This window comes from Streptomyces sp. NPDC055239 (assembly GCF_053606205.1).
The window spans coordinates 71,213-95,966 of the sequence record NZ_JBSGRD010000021.1 but is presented as its reverse complement, the minus strand read 5'-3'; the positions used below and the strand labels follow the sequence as shown (position 1 = coordinate 95,966).

General features: G+C 70.7%; 1 protein-coding gene. It reads left to right on the top strand.

The window, feature by feature from the left end; translation table 11 throughout:
* The first annotated feature begins 10 nt into the window (after positions 1–10).
* Complete coding sequence (locus ACWFRJ_RS41710; RefSeq protein ID WP_453543809.1) at positions 11–24,673, top strand: type I polyketide synthase; 24,663 nt, start codon at positions 11–13, stop codon at positions 24,671–24,673.
* Positions 24,674–24,754 lie beyond the last annotated feature (81 nt).

Genomic DNA, 24,754 nt, shown 5'->3' with positions numbered 1-24,754 from the left:
CCAGAGGGGTATCAAGCACATGCCGACCGACGACAAGGTCCTCGACTATCTGAAGCGCCTGACCGCAGACCTGCGGCAGACGAAGCAACGTCTCCGTGAGGTCGAGGAGAAGGACAGCGAGCCGATCGCGATCGTCGGCATGAGCTGCCGTTTCCCCGGTGGTGTCGAGTCGCCGGAGGACCTGTGGCGTCTTGTCGAGTCCGGTGCGGACGCGGTCGCCGGGTTCCCCGCCGACCGTGGGTGGGACCTGGAGTCTCTGTACGACGCGGACCCCGACCACACGGGCACCACCTACGCCCGTGAAGGTGGGTTCCTGTACGACGCGACGGAGTTCGACCCCGCCTTCTTCGGGATCTCCCCGCGTGAGGCCGCCGCGATGGACCCGCAGCAGCGGCTGCTCCTCGAAACCTCCTGGGAGGCGTTCGAGCGGGCGGGCATCGACCCGGCATCGCTGCGCGGCAGCAGGTCGGGCGTGTTCGTCGGCACCAACGGCCAGGACTACGCGGCGCTGCTGATGGCCGCGCAGGAGGAAGTCGAGGGGTACGCGGGCACCGGTATCTCGGCGAGCATCATCTCCGGCCGCCTGTCGTACACCTTCGGTCTCGAAGGCCCCGCCGTCACGGTGGACACGGCGTGCTCCTCCTCGCTGGTGGCCCTGCACCTGGCGGTACAGGCATTGCACAAGGGCGAGTGCGAGCTTGCGCTTGTCGGCGGCGTGACGGTGATGTCGACGCCGGGCTCGTTCATCGAGTTCAGCCGCCAGCGCGGCCTCGCCCCCGACGGCCGGTGCAAGGCGTTCTCCGACAGCGCCGACGGCACCGGTTGGGGCGAGGGCGCGGGCATGCTGCTCGTGGAGCGCCTCTCGGACGCCCAGCGCAACGGCCACCAGGTGCTTGCGGTGGTACGTGGTTCGGCGGTGAATCAGGACGGTGCGTCCAATGGTCTGACGGCGCCGAACGGTCCGTCGCAGCAGCGGGTGATCCGCCAGGCCCTCGCGAGTGCGGGCCTGACACCGTCCGACGTGGACGCCATAGAGGCGCACGGCACGGGTACGAAGCTGGGCGACCCGATCGAGGCGCAGGCGCTCCTTGCCACCTACGGCCAGGACCGTCCCGCGGACCGCCCGCTGATGCTGGGCTCGATCAAGTCGAACATCGGCCACACCCAGGCCGCCGCGGGCGTGGCGGGCGTGATCAAGATGGTCATGGCTATGCGGCACGGCGTACTGCCGAAGACGCTGCACGTCACCGAGCCGTCGTCACACGTGGACTGGTCCGCGGGTGCGGTGGAGCTCCTTACGGACACCCGGTCGTGGCCGGAGACCGGTCAGCCGTGGCGGGCCGGTGTGTCGTCGTTCGGCGTGAGCGGCACGAACGCGCACACCATCATCGAGCAGGCCCCGGAAGTCGAGCAGGCCGCGCCCCTCGAGGAGTCGGCTCCCGCCGTCGCCTCTAGGACGGTCGGGTTCGTGCCGTGGGTGCTGTCGGCGCGCAGCGCGGAGGCGCTGCGGCAGCAGGCGGAGCGGGCGCTCTCCGGTGGGCTCGGTCTGGACCCGGTGGATGTCGGCTTCTCCCTCGCGACGACGCGGGCGTCCCTTGAACAGCGTGCGGTGGTCATCGCGGGCGATGCGGAGACCCGCCTCGCTGCTCTGACGGCGCTGGCCGAGGGTGGTCAGGCGGCGGGGGTGGTGACGGGCAGCACCGTTGCCGGTCTGGTGGGCTTCCTCTTCTCGGGCCAGGGGTCGCAGCGGCTCGGTATGGGTCGTGAGTTGTCTGAGTGCTTCCCGGTGTTCGGCGAGGCTCTGGACGCTGTGCTTGCGGAGTTCGGGCCTGAGGTCCGTGAGGTGTTGTTCGGTGAGGATGCCGACGCACTGAACGAGACCGGGGTGACGCAGCCCGCGCTGTTCGCGGTCGAGGTGGCGTTGTTCCGCCTTCTCGAGTCGTGGGGTGTGCGTCCCGATGTGCTGGCGGGGCACTCGATTGGTGAGCTGGCCGCCGCGCATGTGGCGGGTGTGTGGTCGCTGGCGGATGCCGCTGCTGTTGTGTCGGCGCGGGGTGCGCTGATGCAGGCGCTGCCGTCCGGTGGTGCGATGGTGGCGATCCAGGCGTCCGAGGCCGAGGTCGCCGCGGATCTGCCGGGGACTGTGGGAATTGCTGCGGTCAACGGCCCATCGTCGGTGGTCGTTTCCGGTGTTGCCGCTGATGTTGAGGTTGTTGCGGAGCGGTGGCGCGAGGCGGGGCGCAAGGTGTCACGGCTGAAGGTCAGTCATGCGTTCCACTCGCCGTTGATGGAGCCGATGCTGGACGAGTTCCGCCGGGTCCTTGAGGGTGTCTCGTACGAGGCTCCAGCGATCCCGATCGTTTCGACGCTGACGGGCCGGCCGGCCACTGCTGAGGAGTTGACCTCGGCGGAGTACTGGGTGCGGCACGTGCGGGAGTCGGTGCGGTTCGCCGACGCCGTGAGCACGCTCGTGGACGAGGGTGTGACCACGTTCGTCGAGGTGGGTCCTGGCGGGACGCTGTCCGCCCTTGGGCAGGAGTCGGCTCCGGAGGCCGGGTTCGTGCCGGTGCTGCGGAACGATCGCCCGGAGGAGGCGGCGGTGACCGCCGCGATCGCGGAAGCGCACGTGCGGGGCGCTCACGTGGACTGGGCCGCCTATTTCGAGGGCAGTGGCGCGCGGCGGGTGGATCTGCCGACGTACGCCTTCCAGCGTGAGCGCTTCTGGCTGGACGTGCTGCCCTCGGTCGGCGATGTCACGGCGGCCGGACTGGGGTCGGCGGATCATCCGTTGCTGGGTGCGGCTGTCACGGTGGGCGGCACGGACGGCGTGTTGCTGACGGGTCGGCTGTCGGTCCAGTCGCATCCGTGGCTCGCTGATTATGTGGTGCGGGGTTCGGTGTTGTTGCCTGCTGCCGCGTTCGTCGAGTTGGCGGTGCGGGCGGGGGATCAGGTCGGGTGCGATCTGGTGGAGGAGTTGGCGCTGGAGGTGCCGCTCGTCCTGCCGGAGAGTGGTTCGGTTCGGGTGCAGGTGTGGGTCGGTGCGGCGGATGAGTCGGGTCGGCGTGAGCTGAGTTTCCATTCCAGTGTGGGTGACGCGGACGATGGTCGTTCGTGGACGCGGCATGCCACGGGTGTGCTGCGTGAGGGCGACCGCTCTGGTGGGGCTTCGCTGATCGAGTGGCCGTCGGCTGGTGCGAAGGCCGTACAACTGGGCGGGTTCTACGGTGAGTTGGAGGAGTCGGGCTTGGGATATGGCCCGGTGTTCCAGGGGCTGCGGTCCGCTTGGCGCAAGGGCGATGAGGTGCTCGCCGAGGTTGCGTTGCCGGACGGTGTGAAGGTCGAGGGCTTTGGTCTGCATCCGGCGTTGCTGGACGCGGCGCTGCATGCGATCGGCCTGGCGGGTGGCGGCGCTGACTCTGGTGACTTGCCGTTCTCGTGGTCGGGTGTACGGCTGCATGCCTCGGGTGCGACGGCGCTGCGGGTGCGGCTGACCCCTGTGGGGTCGGACGGATTCTCGTTGGCCGTGGCGGATGGTGCGGGTGCCCCGGTCGCGACCGTGGACTCGCTGGTGCTGCGTCCGGTGTCGCTGGACGAGATCGCCGGTGGCGGTCAGGACGACGCGCTGTTCGGCGTCGACTGGGTGACGGCTCCTCGGATTGACGGTGAGGTACCGACGGTCGAGTGGACCGACCTGGAGGCGCTGGCGGGGTCGGCGGAGCTGGCCGACTTTGTGGCTCTTTCGTGCCCGGTCACGTCGGAGGCAGACCCGGTGGCCGGTGCGCATGAGGCGGCGCACTGGGCGTTGAACGCGGTCCAGTCCTGGCTCGGTGACGAGCGCTTCGACGCGTCGCGTCTGGTTGTCGTGACCCGTGGCGCGATCGCCGTCACGGCTGATGAGGACGTGCGTGACGTCGCGCAGGCGGCGGTGTGGGGTCTGGTGCGCTCTGCCCAGTCGGAGAACCCGGACCGGATCGTCCTGGTCGACCTCGATGAGGAGACGGCCTCGCTGGAGGCGCTGGCGTCCGCTCTGGCCACGGGTGAGCCGCAGGTGGCGGTGCGTGCGGGTGCTGTCAGTGCGCCGCGTCTGGCCAGAGCCCGTCAGGCTGTGGTGGACGACCCGGGCTTTGGTTCGGGTGCGGTGCTGGTCACCGGTGCGACGGGCACGCTCGGCGGCCTTGTCGCCCGGCACTTGGTCGCGGAGCGAGGCGTACAGAGCCTGCTCTTGGTGAGCAGGCGCGGTGGCACCGCCGAGGGCGCCGAGGAACTGCGTGCCGAACTGGTCGCGCAGGGCGCCGAGGTCGCGTTTGCCGCATGTGACGTGGCCGATCGTGAGGCCCTCGAGGCTCTCCTTGCCGAGCACGAGATCTCCGCCGTCGTACACACCGCCGGTGTGCTGGACGACGGCACCATCGGTTCACTGACGCCTCAGCGGATCGACGGTGTGTTCCGGCCGAAGGTCGACGCGGCCTGGCATCTGCACGAACTGACCCGTGACCTGGACCTGTCCGCGTTCGTACTCTTCTCGTCCGCCGCCGGTGTGTTCGGCGGCGCGGGGCAGGGCAACTACGCGGCCGCCAACGCGTTCCTCGACGCACTCGCACAGCACCGCCGCACAGCGGGGCTGCCCGCCACATCGTTGGCGTGGGGCCTGTGGGCGGATGCGGATGGCATGGCGGGCAGTCTCGACGAGGCTGATGTGCGGCGCATCACCAGCGGCGGCGCGATGCCGATCGACGCGGCCGAGGGCCTGGCGCTTTTCGACGCGGCGGGCTCGACGGGGCGTGCCGCGCTGGTGCCGATTCCTCTCGACCTGCCGGTGTTGCGTCGGCAGGCGCGTTCGCAGCCGGTGCCGCATCTGATGCGCGGCCTGGTCCGTGGCGCTGCGCGTAGGACGGTTGAGTCTGGTTCGGTTGTTGCCGGGTCTGCGTTGGCGCAGTCGCTGGCGGGTCTGTCCGCCACGGAGCGGGAGAAGACGCTCCTTGATCTCGTACTCGGGCACGTGGCCGTGGTGCTTGGCCATGGTTCGGCGCAGGCCGTCGGTGCCGATCGTGCGTTCAAGGAGCTGGGCTTTGACTCGCTGAGCTCGGTGGAGCTGCGTAACCGGCTGAACGCGGCGACCGAGCTGGCTCTGCCGGCCACGCTGGTCTTCGATTACCCGACCCCTGCCGCGCTGACGGCGCATCTCGGCGCCGAGTTGCTGGGTGGTGTGGTCGATGTCGTGGCCAATGATCCGGTGGCGATGGTGGCTGACGAGCCGATCGTGATCGTCGGGATGAGTTGCCGTTTCCCGGGCGGGGTCGAGTCGCCGGAGGACTTGTGGCGCTTGGTGGCCGGAGGCGGCGACGCGGTGTCGCAGTTCCCGACGGATCGCGGCTGGGACGTGGAGTCGCTCTATGACCCCGACCCTGAGCAGTCGGGCACCACCTACACCCGTATGGGTGCCTTCCTGGACGGTGTCGCGGACTTCGACCCGGCGTTCTTCGGGATCTCGCCGCGCGAGGCCGCGGCGATGGACCCCCAGCAGCGGCTGCTCCTGGAGACCTCCTGGGAGGCATTCGAGCGGGCGGGCATCGACCCGAACTCCCTGCGGGGCGGCAGGTCGGGTGTGTTCGTCGGTACCAACGGTCAGGACTACGCGGCGTTGCTGATGGCCGCGCAGGAGGAAGTCGAGGGGTACGCGGGCACCGGCATCTCGGCGAGCGTCATCTCCGGCCGCCTGTCGTACACGTATGGCTTCGAAGGCCCTGCGGTGACGGTGGACACGGCGTGCTCGTCGTCCCTGGTGGCGCTGCATCTGGCGGTGAACGCGCTGCACAAGGGCGAGTGTGAACTGGCGCTGGTCGGCGGCGTGTCGGTGATGTCGACGCCGGGCTCGTTCATCGAATTCAGCCGCCAGCGTGGCCTGGCTACGGACGGCCGTGTCAAGGCGTTCGCCGATGCCGCCGACGGCACCGGTTGGGGCGAGGGTGTCGGCATGCTGCTCGTGGAGCGCCTCTCGGACGCTCAGCGCAACGGCCACGAGATCCTTGCCGTCGTACGGGGATCCGCCGTCAACCAGGATGGCGCGTCGAACGGTCTGACCGCGCCGAACGGTCCCTCGCAGCAGCGCGTGATCCGCCAGGCGTTGGCGAGTGCGGGCCTGGAGTCGGCCGATGTGGACGCCATGGAGGCGCACGGGACCGGCACCACGCTCGGCGACCCGATCGAGGCCCAGGCGCTGCTCGCCACCTACGGCCAGGACCGCCCTGCCGACCGGCCGCTGTTCCTTGGCTCGGTGAAGTCCAACATCGGCCACACGCAGGCCGCCGCCGGTGTCGCAGGCGTCATCAAGATGGTCATGGCGATGCAGCAGGGGGTGCTGCCGCAGACGCTGCACGTGGATGAGCCGACCTCACAGGTCGACTGGTCGGCCGGCGACGTCGAGCTCCTCACCGAGGCCCGCCCCTGGCCGGAGACTGACCGGCCGCGCCGGTTCGGTGTGTCGTCGTTCGGCTTCAGCGGCACGAATGCGCACACCATCATCGAGCAGGCCCCGGCCGTCGAGGAAGCGACTCCCGTTGTAGAGCCCGTGCCCATAGGCGTTGTGCCGTGGGTCCTTTCGGCCCGGAGCGCCGAAGCATTGCGGGAACAGGCGGCGCGGCTGCTCTCCGGCGCGATCGACCTGAACCCGGTGGATGTCGGCTCCTCCCTCGCGATGACGCGGGCGTCACTCGAAGAGCGTGCGGTCGTCATCGCCGACGATGCGGAGACCCGGCTGGCCGCTCTGACGGCGCTGGCCGAGGGCAGGCAGGCGTCGGGTGTGGTGTCCGGTTCCGTCGCCGGCGGGCTGTTGGGCTTCTTGTTCTCGGGTCAGGGTTCGCAGCGGCTGGGTATGGGCCGCGAACTGGCTCCCCGTTTCCCGGTGTTCGCCGAGGCTCTCGATGCCGTGCTGGGCGCGTTCGACCCGCTGGTGCGTGAGGTGATGTTCGGTGAGGATGCCGACGCGCTGAACGAGACGGGGGTGACCCAGCCCGCGCTGTTCGCGGTCGAGGTTGCGCTGTTCCGTCTCCTTGAGTCGTGGGGGGTTCGCCCCGACGTGCTGGCGGGGCACTCGATCGGTGAGCTGGCAGCGGCTCACGTGGCTGGTGTGTGGTCGCTGACCGATGCCGCCAAGGTGGTGTCGGCGCGTGCCGGGTTGATGCAGGCGCTGCCGTCCGGTGGTGCGATGGTCGCGATTCAGGCGAGCGAAGCCGAGGTCGCCGCGGATCTGCCGGACACCGTGGGCATCGCCGCGGTCAACGGGCCGACGTCGGTGGTCATTTCCGGTGCCGACACCGATGTGGAGACGGTCGCCGAGCGCTGGCGTGCGGTGGGCCGGAAGGTGTCTCGCCTGAAGGTCAGCCACGCCTTCCACTCGCCGTTGATGGACCCGATGCTCGACGAGTTCCGCCGGGTGCTCGAGGGTGTTTCGTACGCGGCTCCCGAGATCCCGATCGTTTCGACGCTGACGGGCCTCCCGGCTTCTGCTGAGGAACTTGCCTTGCCGGAGTACTGGGTGCGGCATGTGCGCGAGTCCGTGCGCTTCCACGACACGATCCTGGCGCTGCGTGAGCAGGGTGTCGGGGTGTTCGTAGAGGTCGGTCCGGGTGGGACATTGTCCGCGCTGGGGCTTGGTGGTGCGCCGGACGCGGTGTTCCTGCCCGCGTTGCGTGCGGACCGGGCCGAGGATGCCGCGCTGGTTACTGCGGTGGCAGCGCTCCACACGAGGGGTGTGGCGGTCGACTGGGCCGCGTACTTCGCGGGCAGCGGCGCCCGGCGCGTAGACCTGCCGACGTACGCCTTCCAGCACCAGCGCTACTGGCTGGACGTGCAGGCCGAGGGGCGCACCGGGCGTCTGTCGCCGGCGGAGACACGGTTCTGGGAAGTCGTCGAAGACGGTGACCTCGCTGACGTCGCCCGTACGTTGGATGTGGCGTCGGACGCTCCGTTGAGTGCGGTGCTGCCGAGGCTTTCCGCGTGGCGCAAGGAGCAGTTGGGGCGCTCCACTGTTGATGGTTGGCGGTATCGAGTCGAGTGGCGGTCGGTGGCTGCTGGGTCCGGGCATCTGGAGGGTGCTTGGCTGGTTGTCGCGCCCGTTGGTGAGGGCCGTGCGGAGTGGGTTCGTGAGGCGTTGGTCCGTAACGGTGCGGACGTCCATGTCCTGGCGGTGGAGCCGGGGTCGGTCGACTGGGCGGAGCAGCTGGCTGACCTGCCGACTCTGAGTGGTGTGGTATCGCTGCTTGGTCTCGCTGACGCGGGCGCATCGGCTGTGCCGGTGGGTGTGGCGGCCACGGTTGGGTTGCTGCAGGCGCTCGGTGACAGGGACGTATCGCTGTGGTGCGTGACGTCTGGTGCGGTGTCGGCGGGCGCGGACGACGTGGTTGCCGGGTTCGAGCAGTCGATGTTGTGGGGCCTGGGCCGGGTGGCCGCGCTGGAGCAGTCCGCCCGCTGGGGCGGCCTGATCGATCTGCCCGAAGCGCAGGACGAGACGACCGGTGATCTGCTGGTCTCGGTGCTTGCCGGGTCAGGTGGTGAGGACCAGGTCGCGATGCGCGGCGGCGAGATTCTGGGACGCAGACTGGTACCCGCACCGCTGGGCACGAAGCCCGGGGCGGGCTGGTCGCCGCGTGGGACGGTCCTGGTCACAGGCGGTACCGGTGCGCTCGGCGCGCACGTCGCGAGGTGGTTGGTGGGCAAGGGCGCCGAGCACTTGCTGCTGACCAACAGGCGCGGACTGGAGGCCGATGGCGCGGAGCAGCTGCGCGCGGAGCTGACCGAGCTGGGAGCCCAGGTCACCATCGCGGCCTGCGACGTCGCCGATCGCGACGCCCTGGCGGATGTGCTGGCGTCGGTTCCCGACGAGTTCCCGCTCACTGCGGTGGTGCATGCGGCGGGTGTTGAGCGTTCTGGTGTTCTGGCCGATCTTGATCCGGCTGATCTGGGTGGGTTCGCCGAGGTGTTGTCGGCGAAGGCGGATGGCGCGCGGAATCTGCATGAGCTGCTGGGGGAGCGGCAGTTGGATGCGTTTGTGCTGTTCTCCTCCATTGCTGGTGTGTGGGGCAGTGGTGGGCAGGGTGCGTATGCGGCGGCCAATGCCTATCTGGATTCTCTTGCTGAGCACCGTCGGGCGGCGGGTCTGCCGGCGACGGCGGTGGCGTGGGGTCCGTGGGGTGGCGGTGGCATGGTCGCGGGGGCCGGTCGGGATGCGGCGGCGCAGTTGAAGCGCCGGGGTCTGCCGACGATGGCTCCGGCGGTGGCGATCGCGGGTCTGGCCACGGCCCTTGAGCACGGCGACGGGAATGTCGTCGTGGCTGATGTGGACTGGGAGCGGTTCGCGGGTACGTTCATGGCGCAGCGGCCGAGTGCGTTGCTGGGGGAACTGCCGCAGGTGCGGGCTGCGTTCGAGGCGACGTCGGCGAACAGCGGGATGTCGGAGCTGGCGCAGCGCCTGGCCGGTCTGGACGTAGCGGAGCAGGAGCGGCAGCTCACGGAGCTGGTCCGCTATGAGGCGGCCGCGGTGCTGGGCCATGTATCGGGTGACGCCTTCTCCGCCTCCCGTGCGTTTCGGGAGTTGGGCTTTGACTCGCTGACGGCGGTGGAGTTGCGGGCCCGGCTGAGTGAGGCCACCGGTGTCGCGCTGCCCGCCACGCTGGTCTACGACTACCCCAACGCCGCCGTACTGGCCGCCTACCTGCGCACCGAACTGTCGGGTGTGGACGTGGCCGTCCCCTCCGCTGCCACCTCCACCTCTGGTGTGACCGATGAGCCGATCGCGATCGTGGCGATGGCCTGCCGTTACCCCGGTGGTGTGTCGAGCCCGGAGGATCTGTGGCGGGTGTTGCTCTCCGGTGGGGACGCGGTGTCGGAGTTCCCGACTGATCGTGGTTGGGACCTGGAGGCGTTGTACGACCCCGACCCGGATGGAGTGGGGACCTCGTATTCGCGTTCGGGCGCGTTCCTGGAGGACGTGGGCGGGTTCGATGCGGACTTCTTCGGTATCTCGCCTCGTGAGGCGCTTGCGATGGACCCGCAGCAGCGGTTGCTGCTTGAGACCTCCTGGGAGGCGTTCGAGCGAGCGGGGGTCGACTCGGCGTCGCTGCGCGGTGAGCGCGTCGGCGTGTTCGTGGGATCGAACGTGCAGGACTACGGGCTCGTGCTGGGCGGGGCCGCCGAGGATGTGGGCGGCTACGTGGCTACCGGCAACGCGGCCAGCGTGGCCTCGGGTCGTCTGTCGTACACCTTCGGCTTCGAAGGCCCCGCGGTGACGGTGGACACGGCGTGCTCCTCTTCCCTGGTGGCACTGCACCTGGCGGTGCAGGCGCTGCGGTCCGGTGAGTGCGAACTGGCCCTCGCGGGTGGCGTGACGGTGATGTCGACGCCGGGTGCGTTCGTCGAGTTCAGCCGCCAGCGTGGTCTTGCTGAGGATGGTCGCTGCAAGGCGTTCGCGGCCGGCGCTGACGGCACCGGTTGGGGTGAGGGCGTCGGCATGCTGTTCGTCGAGCGCCTCTCGGATGCTCAGCGCAACGGCCATCAGGTGCTTGCAGTGGTACGCGGTTCGGCGGTGAACCAGGATGGCGCGTCCAATGGCCTGACCGCGCCGAACGGTCCCTCGCAGCAGCGGGTGATCCGCCAGGCGCTCGCGAGTGCGGGCCTGGCTCCGGCTGACGTGGACGTGGTCGAGGCGCACGGCACCGGTACGAAGCTGGGTGACCCGATCGAGGCCCAGGCGCTCCTCGCCACCTATGGCCAGGACCGCAGCGGTGAGCCGCTGTTGCTTGGGTCGGTGAAGTCGAACATCGGTCACACGCAGGCCGCCGCCGGTGTGGCGGGTGTGATCAAGATGGTGATGGCGATGCGTCACGGTGTGCTGCCGCGCACCCTGCACGTGGACGAGCCGTCGCCCCACGTCGACTGGTCCGCAGGTGCGGTGGAACTCCTCTCGGAGGAGCGCCCCTGGCCCGAGACCGGCCAGCCGTTGCGCGCTGGTGTGTCGTCGTTCGGGTTCAGCGGCACCAACGCGCACACCATCATCGAGCAGGCTCCCGTGCTCGAGCAGGAGGAAGCTCCGGCGCCGGTACGTGACGGCGGGTTGGTGCCGTGGGTGCTTTCGGCGGGCGACGAGGGCGCGTTGCGTGGCCAGGCCGAGCGGCTGTTGGCCGTGGCGGACGAGCACGCGCTCGTTGACATCGGCTACTCGCTCGCGACGACGCGGTCGGCGTTGGACCACCGTGCGGTGATCGTGGCTGCTGACCGGTCCGAGTTCCTGGCTGCTCTGGCCGATGTGGCCGAGGGCCGGACGACCGGCGCGGTGGTTGCGGGAGTGGCTGATGAGCCTGGTCGGTTGGGCTTCTTGTTCTCGGGTCAGGGCTCGCAGCGGTTGGGCATGGGGCGTGAACTGGCGTCCCGTTTGCCGGTGTTCGGCGAGGCTCTGGACGCTGTGCTTGCGGAGTTCGGGCCTGAGGTCCGTGAGGTGTTGTTCGGTGAGGATGCCGATGCGCTGAATGAGACGGGGGTGACGCAGCCCGCGCTGTTCGCGGTCGAGGTGGCGTTGTTCCGGCTTCTTGAGTCGTGGGGTGTGCGTCCCGATGTGCTGGCGGGGCACTCGATTGGTGAGCTGGCCGCCGCGCACGTGGCGGGTGTCTGGTCGCTTACCGACGCCGTGAAGGTGGTGTCGGCGCGTGGTGCGCTGATGCAGTCCCTGCCGTCCGGTGGTGCGATGGTCGCGATTCAGGCGTCCGAGGCCGAGTTGGCGTCGGATCTGTCGGAGACCGTCGGTATCGCAGCGGTGAACGGCCCGACATCCGTGGTTGTTTCCGGTGTTGCCGCTGATGTTGAGGCGGTGGCCGAGCGGTGGCGCGAGGCGGGTCGGAAGGTGTCTCGCCTGAAGGTCAGCCATGCCTTCCACTCGCCGTTGATGGAGCCGATGCTCGACGAGTTCCGCCAGATCCTTGAGGGCGTCTCGTACGAGGTGCCCGCGCTTCCGATCGTGTCGACGCTGACCGGTGAGCGGGCGACGGCCGAGGAGTTGACCTCGGCGGAGTACTGGGTGCGGCACGTGCGTGAGTCGGTGCGGTTCGCCGACGCCGTGAGCACGCTCGGCGCCGAGGGTGTGACGACGTTCGTCGAGGTCGGTCCCGGCGGCACACTGTCGGCCCTTGGCCAGGAGTCCGCGCCGGAAGCAGCCTTCGTACCAGTACTGCGTGGTGATCGCCCCGAGGCAGTGGCCGCTACGACTGCCGCAGGACAGCTCCACGTGTCCGGCGTACGGGTGGACTGGGAGGCGTTCTTCGCCGGTCGTGGCGCGCGGCGCGTGGACCTGCCGACGTACGCCTTCCAGCGTGAACACTTCTGGCCCGACGTGCTGCCGATGATCGGAAACGTCGCGGCGGCCGGGCTCGGTTCGGCGGATCACCCGCTCCTTGGCGCGACCGTCACCCTCGGTGGCACGGATGGGGCGCTGCTGACGGGCCGGTTGTCGGTCCAGTCGCATCCGTGGCTTGCTGACTATGTGGTGCAGGGTTCGGTGCTGCTGCCCGGTACGGCGTTTGTCGAGCTTGCGGTGCGGGCGGGGGACCAGGTCGGGTGCGACCTGGTCGAGGAGTTGACGCTGGAGGCGCCGCTCATCCTGCCGGAGAGCGGTTCGGTGCGGCTGCAGGTGTGGGTCGGTGCGGCGAATGAGGCGGGCCGGCGGGAACTGAGTTTCCATTCCAGCGTGGGTGACGACGACGGTCGCTCGTGGACACGGCATGCCACGGGTGTGCTGCGTGAGGGCGACCGCTCCGGTGGGGCCTCGCTGGTCGAGTGGCCGCCTGCGGGCGCGGAGGCCGTGGACCTGGACGGCTACTACGACCGCATGGTCGCGGGCGGCTTGAAATATGGCCCGGTGTTCCAGGGATTGCGTTCGGCCTGGCGCAGCGGGGACGAGATGTTCGCCGAGGTCGCGCTGCCGGACGGTGTGAAGGCTGAGGGCTTTGGCCTGCACCCGGCTCTGCTGGACGCGGCGCTGCATGCGAGCGAACTGATGACGGACGGCGATGCCGATCAGCTGCCGTTCTCGTGGTCGGGCGTGCGACTGCATGCCTCGGGCGCGACGGTACTGCGGGTGCGGCTGGCGCCTAGCGGCGCTGACGGAGTGGCGCTGACGGTCGCTGACGGCTCCGGTGCTCCGGTGGCCACGGTCGACTCGTTGGTGCTGCGCCCGGCGTCGTTGGACCAGTTCGCCGGTGACGGGCAGGGCGACGATGCGTTGTTCGGTCTCGACTGGGTGTCGATGCCTCTGTTCGACGGTGACGTACCGACGGTCGAGTGGACCGACCTGGAGGCGCTTGCGGGGGCGGCGGAACTGCCTGACTTCGCCGTTCTGCCGTGCCCGGTCACTTCCGGGTCCGACCCGGTTGCCCGTGCGCATGAGGCGGCGCACTGGGCGCTGAACACGGTCCAGTCCTGGCTCAATGACGAGCGCTTCGACGCATCGCGCCTGGTCATCGCGACCAACGGCGCGATCACCGCGACAGACGATGACGACGTGCGTGACGTCGCTCAGGCGGCGGTGTGGGGGCTGGTGCGCTCCGCCCAGTCGGAGAACCCGGACCGGATCGTGCTGGTCGACCTCGATGGGGAGACGGCTTCGCTGGACGTGCTGGCGTCCGCGCTGGCCACGGGTGAGCCGCAGTTGGCGGTGCGTGCGGGTGCTGTCAGTGCGCCGCGTCTGGCCAGGGCCCGCCGGTCCGTGGTGGATGACCCGGGCTTTGGTTCGGGTGCGGTGCTGCTCACCGGCGCGACCGGCACGCTCGGCGGCCTTGTCGCCCGGCACTTGGTCGCGGAGCGGGGCGTGCGCAATCTGCTGCTGGTGAGCAGGCGCGGTGCCACCGCCGAGGGCGCGGAGGAGCTGCGTGCCGAACTGGTCGCACAGGGCGCCGAGGTGACGTACGCGGCCTGCGACGTGGCCGACCGCGAGACCCTCAAGGCTCTCCTTGCCGAGCACGAGATCTCCGCCGTCATCCACACGGCGGGCGTGCTGGACGACGGCACCATCGGCTCCCTTACCCCCGAGCGGATCGACGGGGTGTTCCGCCCCAAGGTCGACGCGGCCTGGCACCTCCACGACCTGACCCGCGACCTGAACCTGTCCGCGTTCGTACTGTTCTCCTCGGTGGCGGGCATCCTCGGTGGCCCCGGCCAGGGCAACTACGCGGCGGCCAACACCTTCCTGGACGCACTCGCCCACCACCGCCGCGCTCTCGGCCTGGCCGCGACCTCGCTCGCGTGGGGCCTGTGGGCCACGGCGGACGGCATGGCGGGCAGCCTGGATGAGGCCGACGTACGGCGCATCACCAGCGGCGGCGCCATCCCGATCGGCGCGACCGAGGGTCTGGCGCTGTTCGACGCGGCAGGTTCCACGGGACGGGCCGCGCTGGTCCCGGTCCCTCTCGACCTGGCGGAGCTGCACCGGCAGGCGCGAACCCAGCCCGTGCCGCACATGCTGCGCGGCCTGGTGCGTGGCACCGCGCGCAGGACGGTCGAGTCGGGCCGGGCCGTTGCCGGGTCCGCGCTGGCGCAGTCGCTGGTGGGGCTGCCCGTCGAGGAGCGGGAGAAGCTCCTGCTGGACCTCGTGCTCGGCCATGTGGCCGTGGTCCTCGGTCACGGCTCGGCACAGGCCATCGCTCCCGACCGTGCGTTCAAGGAACTGGGCTTCGACTCGCTCAGCTCCGTCGAACTGCGCAACCGTCTCAACGCTGCCACCGAGTTGACACTGCCCGCCACGCTGGTCTTCGACTATCCGACCCCTGCCGCACTCGCCGCTCACCTCGGCGCCGAGCTGCTGGGCGGCGTGGTCGATGTCGTGACCGACGAGCGCGTCGCGATGGTGGCGGACGAGCCGATCGTGATCGTCGGTATGAGTTGCCGTTTCCCGGGCGGGGTCGAGTCGCCGGAGGACCTGTGGCGTCTGGTGGCCGGAGGCAGGGACGCGGTGACGCAGTTCCCGACGGACCGCGGCTGGGACATGGACTCGCTCTATGACCCCGACCCCGAACAGTCCGGCACCACCTACAGCCGCATGGGCGCCTTCCTGGACGACGCCGCGGACTTCGACCCGGCGTTCTTCGGCATCTCGCCGCGCGAGGCGCTGGCCATGGACCCCCAGCAGCGACTGCTCCTCGAAACCTCCTGGGAGGCCTTCGAGCGGGCGGGCATCGACCCGAACTCACTGCGGGGAAGCCGGTCCGGAGTCTTCGTGGGCACCAACGGCCAGGACTACGGCACGCTGTTGATGGCCTCGCGGGACAACGTCGACGGATACGCGGGTACCGGCAACGCGGCGAGCGTCATCTCGGGCCGGCTGTCGTACACGTTCGGCCTCGAGGGCCCTGCCGTCACCGTCGACACGGCGTGCTCGTCGTCCCTGGTCGCCCTGCACTGGGCGAGCCAGTCGCTGCACAAGGGCGAGTGCGAACTGGCGCTCGTCGGTGGCGTGACGGTGATGTCGACGCCGGGTGCGTTCATCGAATTCAGCCGCCAGCGTGGCCTGGCTGCGGACGGCCGGGTCAAGGCGTTCGCCGATGCCGCCGACGGCACCGGTTGGGGCGAGGGCGTTGGCATGCTGCTCGTGGAGCGCCTTTCGGATGCTCAGCGCAACGGCCACGAGATCCTTGCCGTCGTACGTGGCTCCGCCGTCAATCAGGACGGCGCGTCCAACGGCCTCACCGCGCCGAACGGTCCCTCGCAGCAGCGCGTGATCCGCCAGGCGTTGGCGAGTGCGGGCCTGGAGTCGGCCGATGTGGACGCCATGGAGGCGCACGGCACCGGCACCACACTCGGTGACCCGATCGAGGCCCAGGCGCTCCTCGCCACCTACGGCCAGGACCGCCCCGGCGACCGGCCGCTGTGGCTCGGCTCGGTGAAGTCCAACATCGGCCACACGCAGGCCGCTGCCGGTGTCGCGGGTGTCATCAAGATGGTCATGGCGATGCGGCACGGCGTACTGCCGCGCACCCTCCACGTGGACGAACCGTCGTCGCACGTGGACTGGTCCGCCGGTGCGGTGGAACTGTTGACGCAGGAGCGTCCGTGGCCGCAGACCGGCCAGCCGTGGCGGGCGGGAGTGTCCTCGTTCGGTGTGAGCGGCACGAACGCACACGTCATCGTCGAGCAGGCTCCGGCGGGCGCGGAGGAGCAAGCCCCGGTGCCGGAGCCGGTGAGTGACGGCCTGGTGCCGTGGGTGCTCTCTGCCCGGAGCCCGGAGGCGCTGCGGGAGCAGGCCGCACGGCTCAAGTCCTTCGCCGACGCGGCTCCCGAACTCTCCGTGGCGGACGTGGGCCGTGCGCTGGTGTCCTCGCGGGCGGTGCTCGAGCACCGTGCCGTGGTGGTCGCCGACGAGCGGTCGGAGCTGCTGGCCGCCTTGGCGGCCGTGGCCGAGGGCCAGGCGACCGGTGCCGTGGTCACAGGAGCGGCCGGCGAACCTGGCCGGGTGGGATTCCTGTTCTCGGGTCAGGGTTCGCAGCGGCTCGGCATGGGTCGCGAACTGGCCGCCCGTTTCCCGGTGTTCGCCGAGTCCCTGGACGCCATCCTTGCGGAGTTCGACCCGCAGGTGCGCGAAGTTCTCTTCGGTGCGGACGCCGACGCTCTGAACGAGACGGGCGTGACGCAGCCCGTGTTGTTCGCCGTCGAGGTCGCACTCTTCCGCCTCCTGGAGTCCTGGGGCATCCGGCCGGACGTGCTGGCCGGGCATTCGATCGGTGAACTGGCCGCGGCCCACGTGGCCGGTGTCTGGACGCTGGCCGATGCCGCCAGAATCGTCTCGGCACGGGGCGCGCTGATGCAGGCGCTGCCGTCCGGTGGTGCGATGGTGGCGATCCAGGCGACGGAGGCCGAGGTCGCGACTGACCTGCCGGAGACCGTGGGTATCGCCGCGGTCAACGGCCCGACATCGGTGGTCGTCTCCGGAGTGGCCGCTGACGCCGAAGCAGTCGCCGAACGCTGGCGCGAGGCGGGCCGGAAGGTAACCCGTTTGAAGGTCAGTCATGCCTTCCACTCGCCGCTCATGGAGCCGATGCTCGACGACTTCCGTCAGGCGCTGGAAGAGGTGTCCTACGAGGCTCCCTCGTTCCCGGTCGTGTCGACGCTGACCGGCGCGCGGGCCTCCGTCGAGGAGCTGACCTCGCCGGAGTACTGGGTGCGGCACGTGCGTGAGTCGGTGCGGTTCGCCGATGCCGTGAGCACGCTCGTCGCCGAGGGCGTGGGCACGTTCGTCGAGGTCGGCCCGGGCGGGACGTTGTCGGCCCTTGGCCGCGAGTCCGCGCCGGAGGCAACCTTCGTACCGGTACTGCGGAACGACCGCCCCGAGGCGGTGGCCGCCACGACCGCCGCAGGGCAGCTCCACGTGCGTGGCGTCCGAGTGGACTGGGACGTGTTCTTCGCCGGTCGCGGCGCACAGCGCGTGGATCTGCCGACGTACGCCTTCCAGCGCGAGCGCTACTGGCCCGACGTGCTGCCGATGATGGGTGATGTCTCGGCGGTCGGGCTCGGTTCGGCGGAGCACCCGCTCCTTGGTGCGGCTGTCACGGTGGGCGGCACGGATGGTGTGCTGCTGACCGGTCGACTGTCGCTCCAGACTCACCCGTGGCTGGCTGACTCCCTCGTTCAGGGTTCGGTGCTGCTGCCCGGTGCTGCGTTTGTCGAGCTTGCGGTGCGGGCTGGGGATCAGGTCGGGTGCGATCTGGTGGAGGAGTTGACGCTTGAGGCGCCGCTCGTCCTGCCGGAGAGCGGTTCGGTGCGGGTGCAGGTGTGGGTCGGTGCCGAGGACTCGTCCGGTCGGCGCGAGCTGAGCTTCCACTCGAGCCCCGGTGACACCGATGACGGTCGTTCGTGGACCCGCCACGCCACCGGCGTGCTGCGTGAGGGCGGTCGCTCTGTCGGGGCCTCACTGGTCGAGTGGCCGCCCGCGGGCGCGGAGGCCGTCGACCTGGACGGCTACTACGACCGCATGGTCGCAGGCGGCTTCGGCTACGGGCCGGTGTTCCAGGGACTGCGCTCGGCCTGGCACAGGGACGAGGAGGTGTTCGCCGAGGTCGCGCTGCCGGACGGTGTGGGAGTGGACGGTTTCGGCCTGCACCCGGCGCTGCTGGACGCGGCGTTGCACGCGATCGGCCTGGCGGACGGCGACGGTGAATCCGGCGGCCTGCCGTTCTCGTGGTCCGGCGTGCGGCTGCATGCCTCGGGTGCGACGGCGTTGCGGGTGCGGTTGGCGCCCACAGGCGCAGACGGAGTGACGCTGACGGTCGCTGACGGCTCCGGTGCTCCGGTGGCCACGATCGACTCGCTGGTGCTGCGACCGATGGCGGCGAAGCCGTCGCGGCAGGACCGGGATTCGCTGTTCGGCGTCGACTGGGTGTCGGCCGCTCCGTTCGACGGTGACATACCGACGGTCGAGTGGACCGACCTGGAGGCGCTCGCGGGATCGGCGGAACTGCCTGACTTCGTGGCTCTGCCCTGCCCCGTGGCCTCGGGGACCGACCCGGTCGCCGACGCACATGAGGCGGCGCACTGGGCGCTGAACGCGGTCCAGTCCTGGCTCGACGACGAGCGGTTCGATGTATCGCGCCTGGCCATCGTGACCAATGGCGCGATCGCCGCGACAGACGATGACGACGTACGAGATGTCGCGCAGGCGGCGGTGTGGGGTCTGGTGCGCTCCGCCCAGTCGGAGAACCCGGACCGGATCGTCCTTGTCGACCTCGATGAGGAGACCGCCTCGCTGGACGTGCTGGCGTCCGCGCTGGCCACCGGCGAGCCGCAGTTGGCGGTGCGGTCCGGAGAGGTTCACGTGCCCCGCCTGGCCCGGGTGCGGCAGTCCGTGGTCGACGATCCCGGCTTTGGTTCCGGTGTGGTGCTGGTCACCGGCGCGACGGACGCGCTCGGCAGCCTCGTGACCCGGCACTTGGTCGCGGAGCGAGGCGTGCGCAACCTGCTCCTGGTGAGCAGGCGCGGCGCCACCGCCGAGGGCGCCGAGGAACTGCGCGCCGAACTCGTCGCGCAGGGCGCCGAAGTGACGTACGCGGCCTGCGACGTGGCCGACCGCGAGACCCTCAAGGCTCTCCTTGCCGAGCACGAGATCTCCGCAGTCGTCCACACCGCCGGCGTGCTGGACGACGGCACCATCGGCTCGCTGACCCCGGACCGGATCGACACCGTCTTCCGGCCCAAGGTCGACGCGGCCTGGCACCTGCACGACCTGACCCGCGACCTGGACCTGTCCGCGTTCGTACTGTTCTCCTCGGCGGCCGGCACCCTCGGTGACCCCGCCCAGGGCAACTACGCGGCGGCCAACACCTTCCTGGACGCACTCGCCCACCACCGCCACACCGCTGGCCTGCCCGCCACATCCTTGGCGTGGGGCCCGTGGGTGGACGCCGACCCGAACGGCACGGCAGGCACCCTCGACGAGGCCGAAGGCCTGGCGCTGTTCGACGCGGCGGGTTCCACAGGGCGTGCCACGCTCGTCCCGGTCCCCCTCGACCTGCCGGTGCTGCACCGGCAGGCGCGTTCCCGGCCCGTGCCGCACCTGCTGCGCGGTCTCGTGCGGGGCACCGTGCGCAGGGCAGCCGAGTCCGCGGCCGCCGCGTCCGCGCTGGCGCAGTCCCTCGCGGGGCTGACCGAGGCGGAGCGGGAGAAGGCGCTGCTCGACCTCGTGCTCGGTCACGTGGCCGTGGTACTCGGCCACAGTTCGGCGCACGCCGTCGTACCCGACCGGGCGTTCAAGGAGCTCGGGTTCGACTCGCTGACCGCCGTCGAGTTCCGCGACCGGCTCAACGCGGCGACCGAGCTGCGCCTGCCCGCCACGCTGGTCTTCGACTACCCGACACCTGCCGCACTCGTCGCGCACCTCGGCGCCGAGCTCGCCGGTACGCCCGTCGCCGCGGCGCGCACCCGTACGACCGTCTCCGTGACCGACGAGCCGATCGCGATCGTCGGCATGAGCTGCCGCTACCCCGGAGGCGTCGCATCGCCCGAGGACCTGTGGCGGCTCGTCCTCGACGGTGGCGACGCCATCAGCGAGTTCCCCGGAAACCGCGGCTGGGACCTGGACGCGATCTACCACCCGGACCCCGACCACATGGGCACCACCTACACCCGCGAGGGCGGCTTCCTGCACGACGCCGACCTGTTCGACCCGACGTTCTTCGGGATCTCGCCCCGCGAAGCCCTTGCCATGGACCCGCAGCACCGGCTGCTCCTGGAGACCTCATGGGAGGCCTTCGAGCGCGCCGGCATCGACCCGAACTCGGTGCGGGGACGCGACATCGGCGTCTACGCCGGTACCAGCATCCAGGACTACGCCACGCTCCTCGGCGCGAGTGAGGAGAGTGTCGAGGGATACGTCGGTACGGGCAACGCGGCGAGCGTCACGTCCGGGCGGCTGTCCTACACGTTCGGTCTCGAGGGACCTGCCGTGACGGTCGACACCGCGTGCTCCTCGTCCCTCGTGGCCCTGCACCTGGCCGTGCAGGCGGTGCGGTCGGGCGAGTGCTCGATGGCCCTTGCCGGTGGCGTGGCGGTGATGACGACTCCGGGCGCGTTCATGGACTTCAGCCGCCAGCGCGGCCTGTCCGCCGACGGCCGCTGCAGGCCGTTCTCGTCGGACGCCGACGGGACCGGCTGGGGCGAGGGCGTCGGGATGCTCGTACTGGAGCGTCTGTCCGACGCCCGGCGGAACGGGCACCGAGTGCTCGCCGTAGTGCGGGGCACCGCGGTGAACCAGGACGGTGCGTCCAACGGTCTGACCGCTCCGAACGGTCCTTCGCAGCAGCGGGTGATCCGCCAGGCGCTTGCGAGCGCGGGCCTGGAGTCGGCCGATGTGGACGCCATGGAGGCGCACGGCACCGGTACCACACTCGGTGACCCGATCGAGGCGCAGGCGCTGCTCGCCACCTACGGCCAGGACCGCCCCGCCGACCAGCCGCTGTGGCTCGGATCGCTGAAGTCCAACATCGGCCACACCCAGGGCGCGGCCGGAGTCGGCGGCGTCATCAAGATGGTCATGGCGATGCAGCACGGTGTACTGCCGAAGACGCTGCACGTCGCCGAGCCGACTCCGCAGGTCGACTGGTCGGCCGGTGACATCGAGCTCCTCACCGAGGCCCGCCCGTGGCCGGACATCGACCGGCCGCGCCGGTTCGGTGTGTCGTCCTTCGGATTCAGCGGTACCAACGCGCACGCCATCATCGAGCAGGCACCGGTCACCACCCGGGCCGCGGTATCGAAGGGCGCCCCGGACTCGTCCGCGCTGCCGCTGCTGGTATCGGCTCGGGGCGATGACGCCCTGCGGGCACAGGCAGGGCGCCTGCGCACCCACCTTGTGGCGCACCCGGAGCTCAACCCGCTCGATGTCGCAAGCACGCTCGCGGAGACGCGAGCCGCCCTGAACCACCGGGCGGTCGTCGTCGGGCAGGACCGCGACGGCCTCCTCGCGGCCCTCGACGCACTCGCCGGTGGAAGGACCGCCAACGGTCTTGTCTCCGGCGTCGCAGCGGGGCGCCGGGCGGCGTTCCTGTTCTCGGGTCAGGGTTCGCAGCGGCTCGGTATGGGCCGCGAACTTGCCGCCCGTTTCCCGGTGTTCGCCGAGGCCCTGAACGCCGTACTGGGTGAATTCGACCCGGCAGTCCGTGAAGTGCTGTTCGGTGAGGACGCCGACGCCCTGAACGAGACCGCCGTGACGCAGCCCGCGCTGTTCGCGGTCGAGGTCGCGCTCTTCCGGCTCCTCGAGTCCTGGGGTGTCCGGCCCGAGGTCCTTGCCGGCCACTCGATCGGCGAGCTGGCAGCGGCCCACGTGGCCGGAGTCTGGTCGCTGGCCGACGCCGCCGCCGTGGTGTCGAGCCGGGGCCGTCTGATGCAGGCGCTGCCCGAGGGCGGCGCGATGTTCGCGGTCCAGGCGACCGAGGCCGAGATCCTGCCGGAGCTGACCGACACCGTGGGCATCGCCGCGGTGAACGGCCCGACGTCCGTGGTGCTCTCGGGCGTCGCCGCCGATGCCGAGGCCATCGCCGATCGCTGGCGTGAGACCGGGCGGAAGGTGACGCGGCTCCGCGTCAGTCACGCGTTCCACTCGCCGCTCATGGAGCCGATGCTCGACGAGTTCCGCCAGGTCCTTGAGGGCGTGTCGTACGAGGCTCCCGCGCTCCCGATCGTGTCGACGCTGACCGGAGTGCGGGCGACCGCCGAGGAGCTGACCTCGCCGGAGTACTGGGTGCGGCACGTGCGCGATGCGGTGCGGTTCGCCGACGCCGTCGGCACGCTGCGGGACCAGGGCGTGGACACGTTCCTGGAGATCGGCCCCGGCGGAGTGCTCACCGCGCTCGGCCAGGAGACCGCGCCGGACGCCGTGTTCGTGCCCGCGCTGCGCGCCGACCGGTCCGAGACGCTCGAACTGGTAACAGCAGCAGGGAAGTTGAACGTACTCGGTGTCACCGTCGACTGGACGGAGCTGACCTCCGGGGGCGCACACATCGACCTGCCCACCTACGCCTTCCAACGGCAGAGGTTCTGGCCGACCGTGGCCGCGGCCCCCTCCGGCGACGTCTCGGGGGCCGTCGACGCGCGATTCTGGGCGGCGGTGGCCGACGGCGACCTCGGTGAACTCGCGGACGAGCTTGCCGTGTCCCTCGACGACCCGATCAGCGCCGTGCTGCCCCGCCTTTCGTCGTGGCGGCAGGAACAGGCCGAGAACTCCGCGGTCGACGGCCTGCGCTACCGCGTCACCTGGCAGTCGGTGAGCGAGCCCCCCGCGGCACTCACGGGCACCTGGCTCGTGGTCAGCCGGGACGGTGCCGGTGAGGAATCCGTCGCCGCCGCGCTGAGCAGGCACGGGGCGCGCGTGGTTCCCGTACGGACCGGTGGGGCGGTGGACCGGGAATCCCTGGCGGCCCTGATGGCGACCGAGGCCCGGACAGCGACCGGGGAACCCGTCGCGGGTGCCCTCTCCCTGTTCGCGCTCGACCCCGAACTGCCGTCCGGCGGCCTGCACCCCACCCTCGCCCTCGTCCAGGCCCTCAGCGACATCGGCCTCGCAGCCCCGCTGTGGTGCGCCACACGAGGCGGAGTCGCCATCGGCGGCTCCGACGCACCCGCGGGACCCGACCAGGCGATGGTGTGGGGATTCGGCCGGGTCGTCGCCCTGGAACACCCCGAACGCTGGGGTGGCCTCGTCGACCTGCCCGCCACACTGGACGAGCGCAGCGGCGCCCGCCTCGCGGGTGTCCTCTCCGGAACCAACGGAGAGGACCAGGTCGCGCTCCGCGCCAGCGGGGTGTACGGCCGACGGCTCCAGCCCGTGTCATCGGCACGCCTCGACGACTGGGACCCCACCGGCACGGTGCTCGTCACCGGCGGCACCGGCTCGCTCGGCGGCCACGTCGCCAGGTGGCTCGTGGCGAAGGGCGCCGAGCACCTGCTGCTGACCAGCAGGCGCGGAATGAAGGCCGACGGCGCGGAGGAGCTGCGCGCGGAGCTGACCGCGCTGGGCGCCCGTGTCACCATCGCGGCCTGCGACGTCGCCGACCGGGACGCGCTCGCGGACCTGCTCGCGTCGGTCCCCGCCGAGTTCCCGCTCAACGCGGTCGTCCATGCGGCGGGCACTCTGGACGACGGCGTACTGTCCGCGCTCACCCCGGAGCGGCTCGACGCCGTACTGCGGCCGAAGGCCCACGCCGCGGCCAACCTCGACGAGCTCACCCGCGACCTGGACCTGTCGGCGTTCGTGATGTTCTCCTCGGTGTCCGGCACGTTCGGTGCGGCGGCCCAGGGCAACTACGCGCCCGCCAACGCCTTCCTCGACGCACTCGCGGAACAGCGCGTGGCCGCGGGTCTGCCCGCCACCGCCGTCGCGTGGGGGCCCTGGGGCGGCGGCGGCATGGCCGACGGGCAGCTCGGCGAACAGCTGCGCCGCCGCGGCCTTGCCCCGCTGGAGCCCGAGCAGGCCGTCGCCGCCCTTGACCGGGCCGTCCGCCAGGGCGACCCGACGGCCCTGGTGGCGGACGTCGACTGGAGCGTGTTCGCCCCGGCCTTCACATCGGTACGGCCGAGCCCGCTGCTCCAGGAACTGCCCGGCGTGCAAGGCCCCCAGGGTTCTGCGGACGCATCGGCTCCGGTCGACGCGATGGCCAAACTCACCGCGCTGTCCGGCCCCGAGCGCGAACGCGCCGTCCTCGACATGGTGCGGGAGCTGGCCGCCGCCGTCCTCGGACACGAGGGCACCAAGCTGGTCGAACCCGGCCGGGCTTTCCAGGAGTTGGGCTTCGACTCGCTCACCGCGGTCGAGTTCCGCAACGTCCTCAACGCCACCACCGGTCTCAGCCTGCCCGCCACGCTCGTCTTCGACTTCCCCACGCCGTCCGCGCTCGCCGCGTACGTCCTCGAAGGGTTGCCCGGAGGCGGGACACCGACCATCGACAGCGAACTGGACCGCCTGGAGTCCACGCTGTCCCTCCTCACACCGGGCGACGAGCAGAGCGCGGGTGTCGGAGACCGCCTCCGTGCCCTGCTGTCCATGTGGGACGAAACGCACAACCGCACGGAACCCGCCGAGTCCGGAACGGACGCGCGTACCGCGTCGGCGGATGAGCTGCTCGCGCTGCTCGACGAACAACTCGGCAATTCCTGAGCACGAGCCGCTCCCGCTGCTCCTTCCACCACTCCTCTCGCTGCTCGACGAACTACTCGGTAGGTCCTGAGCCGATGAACT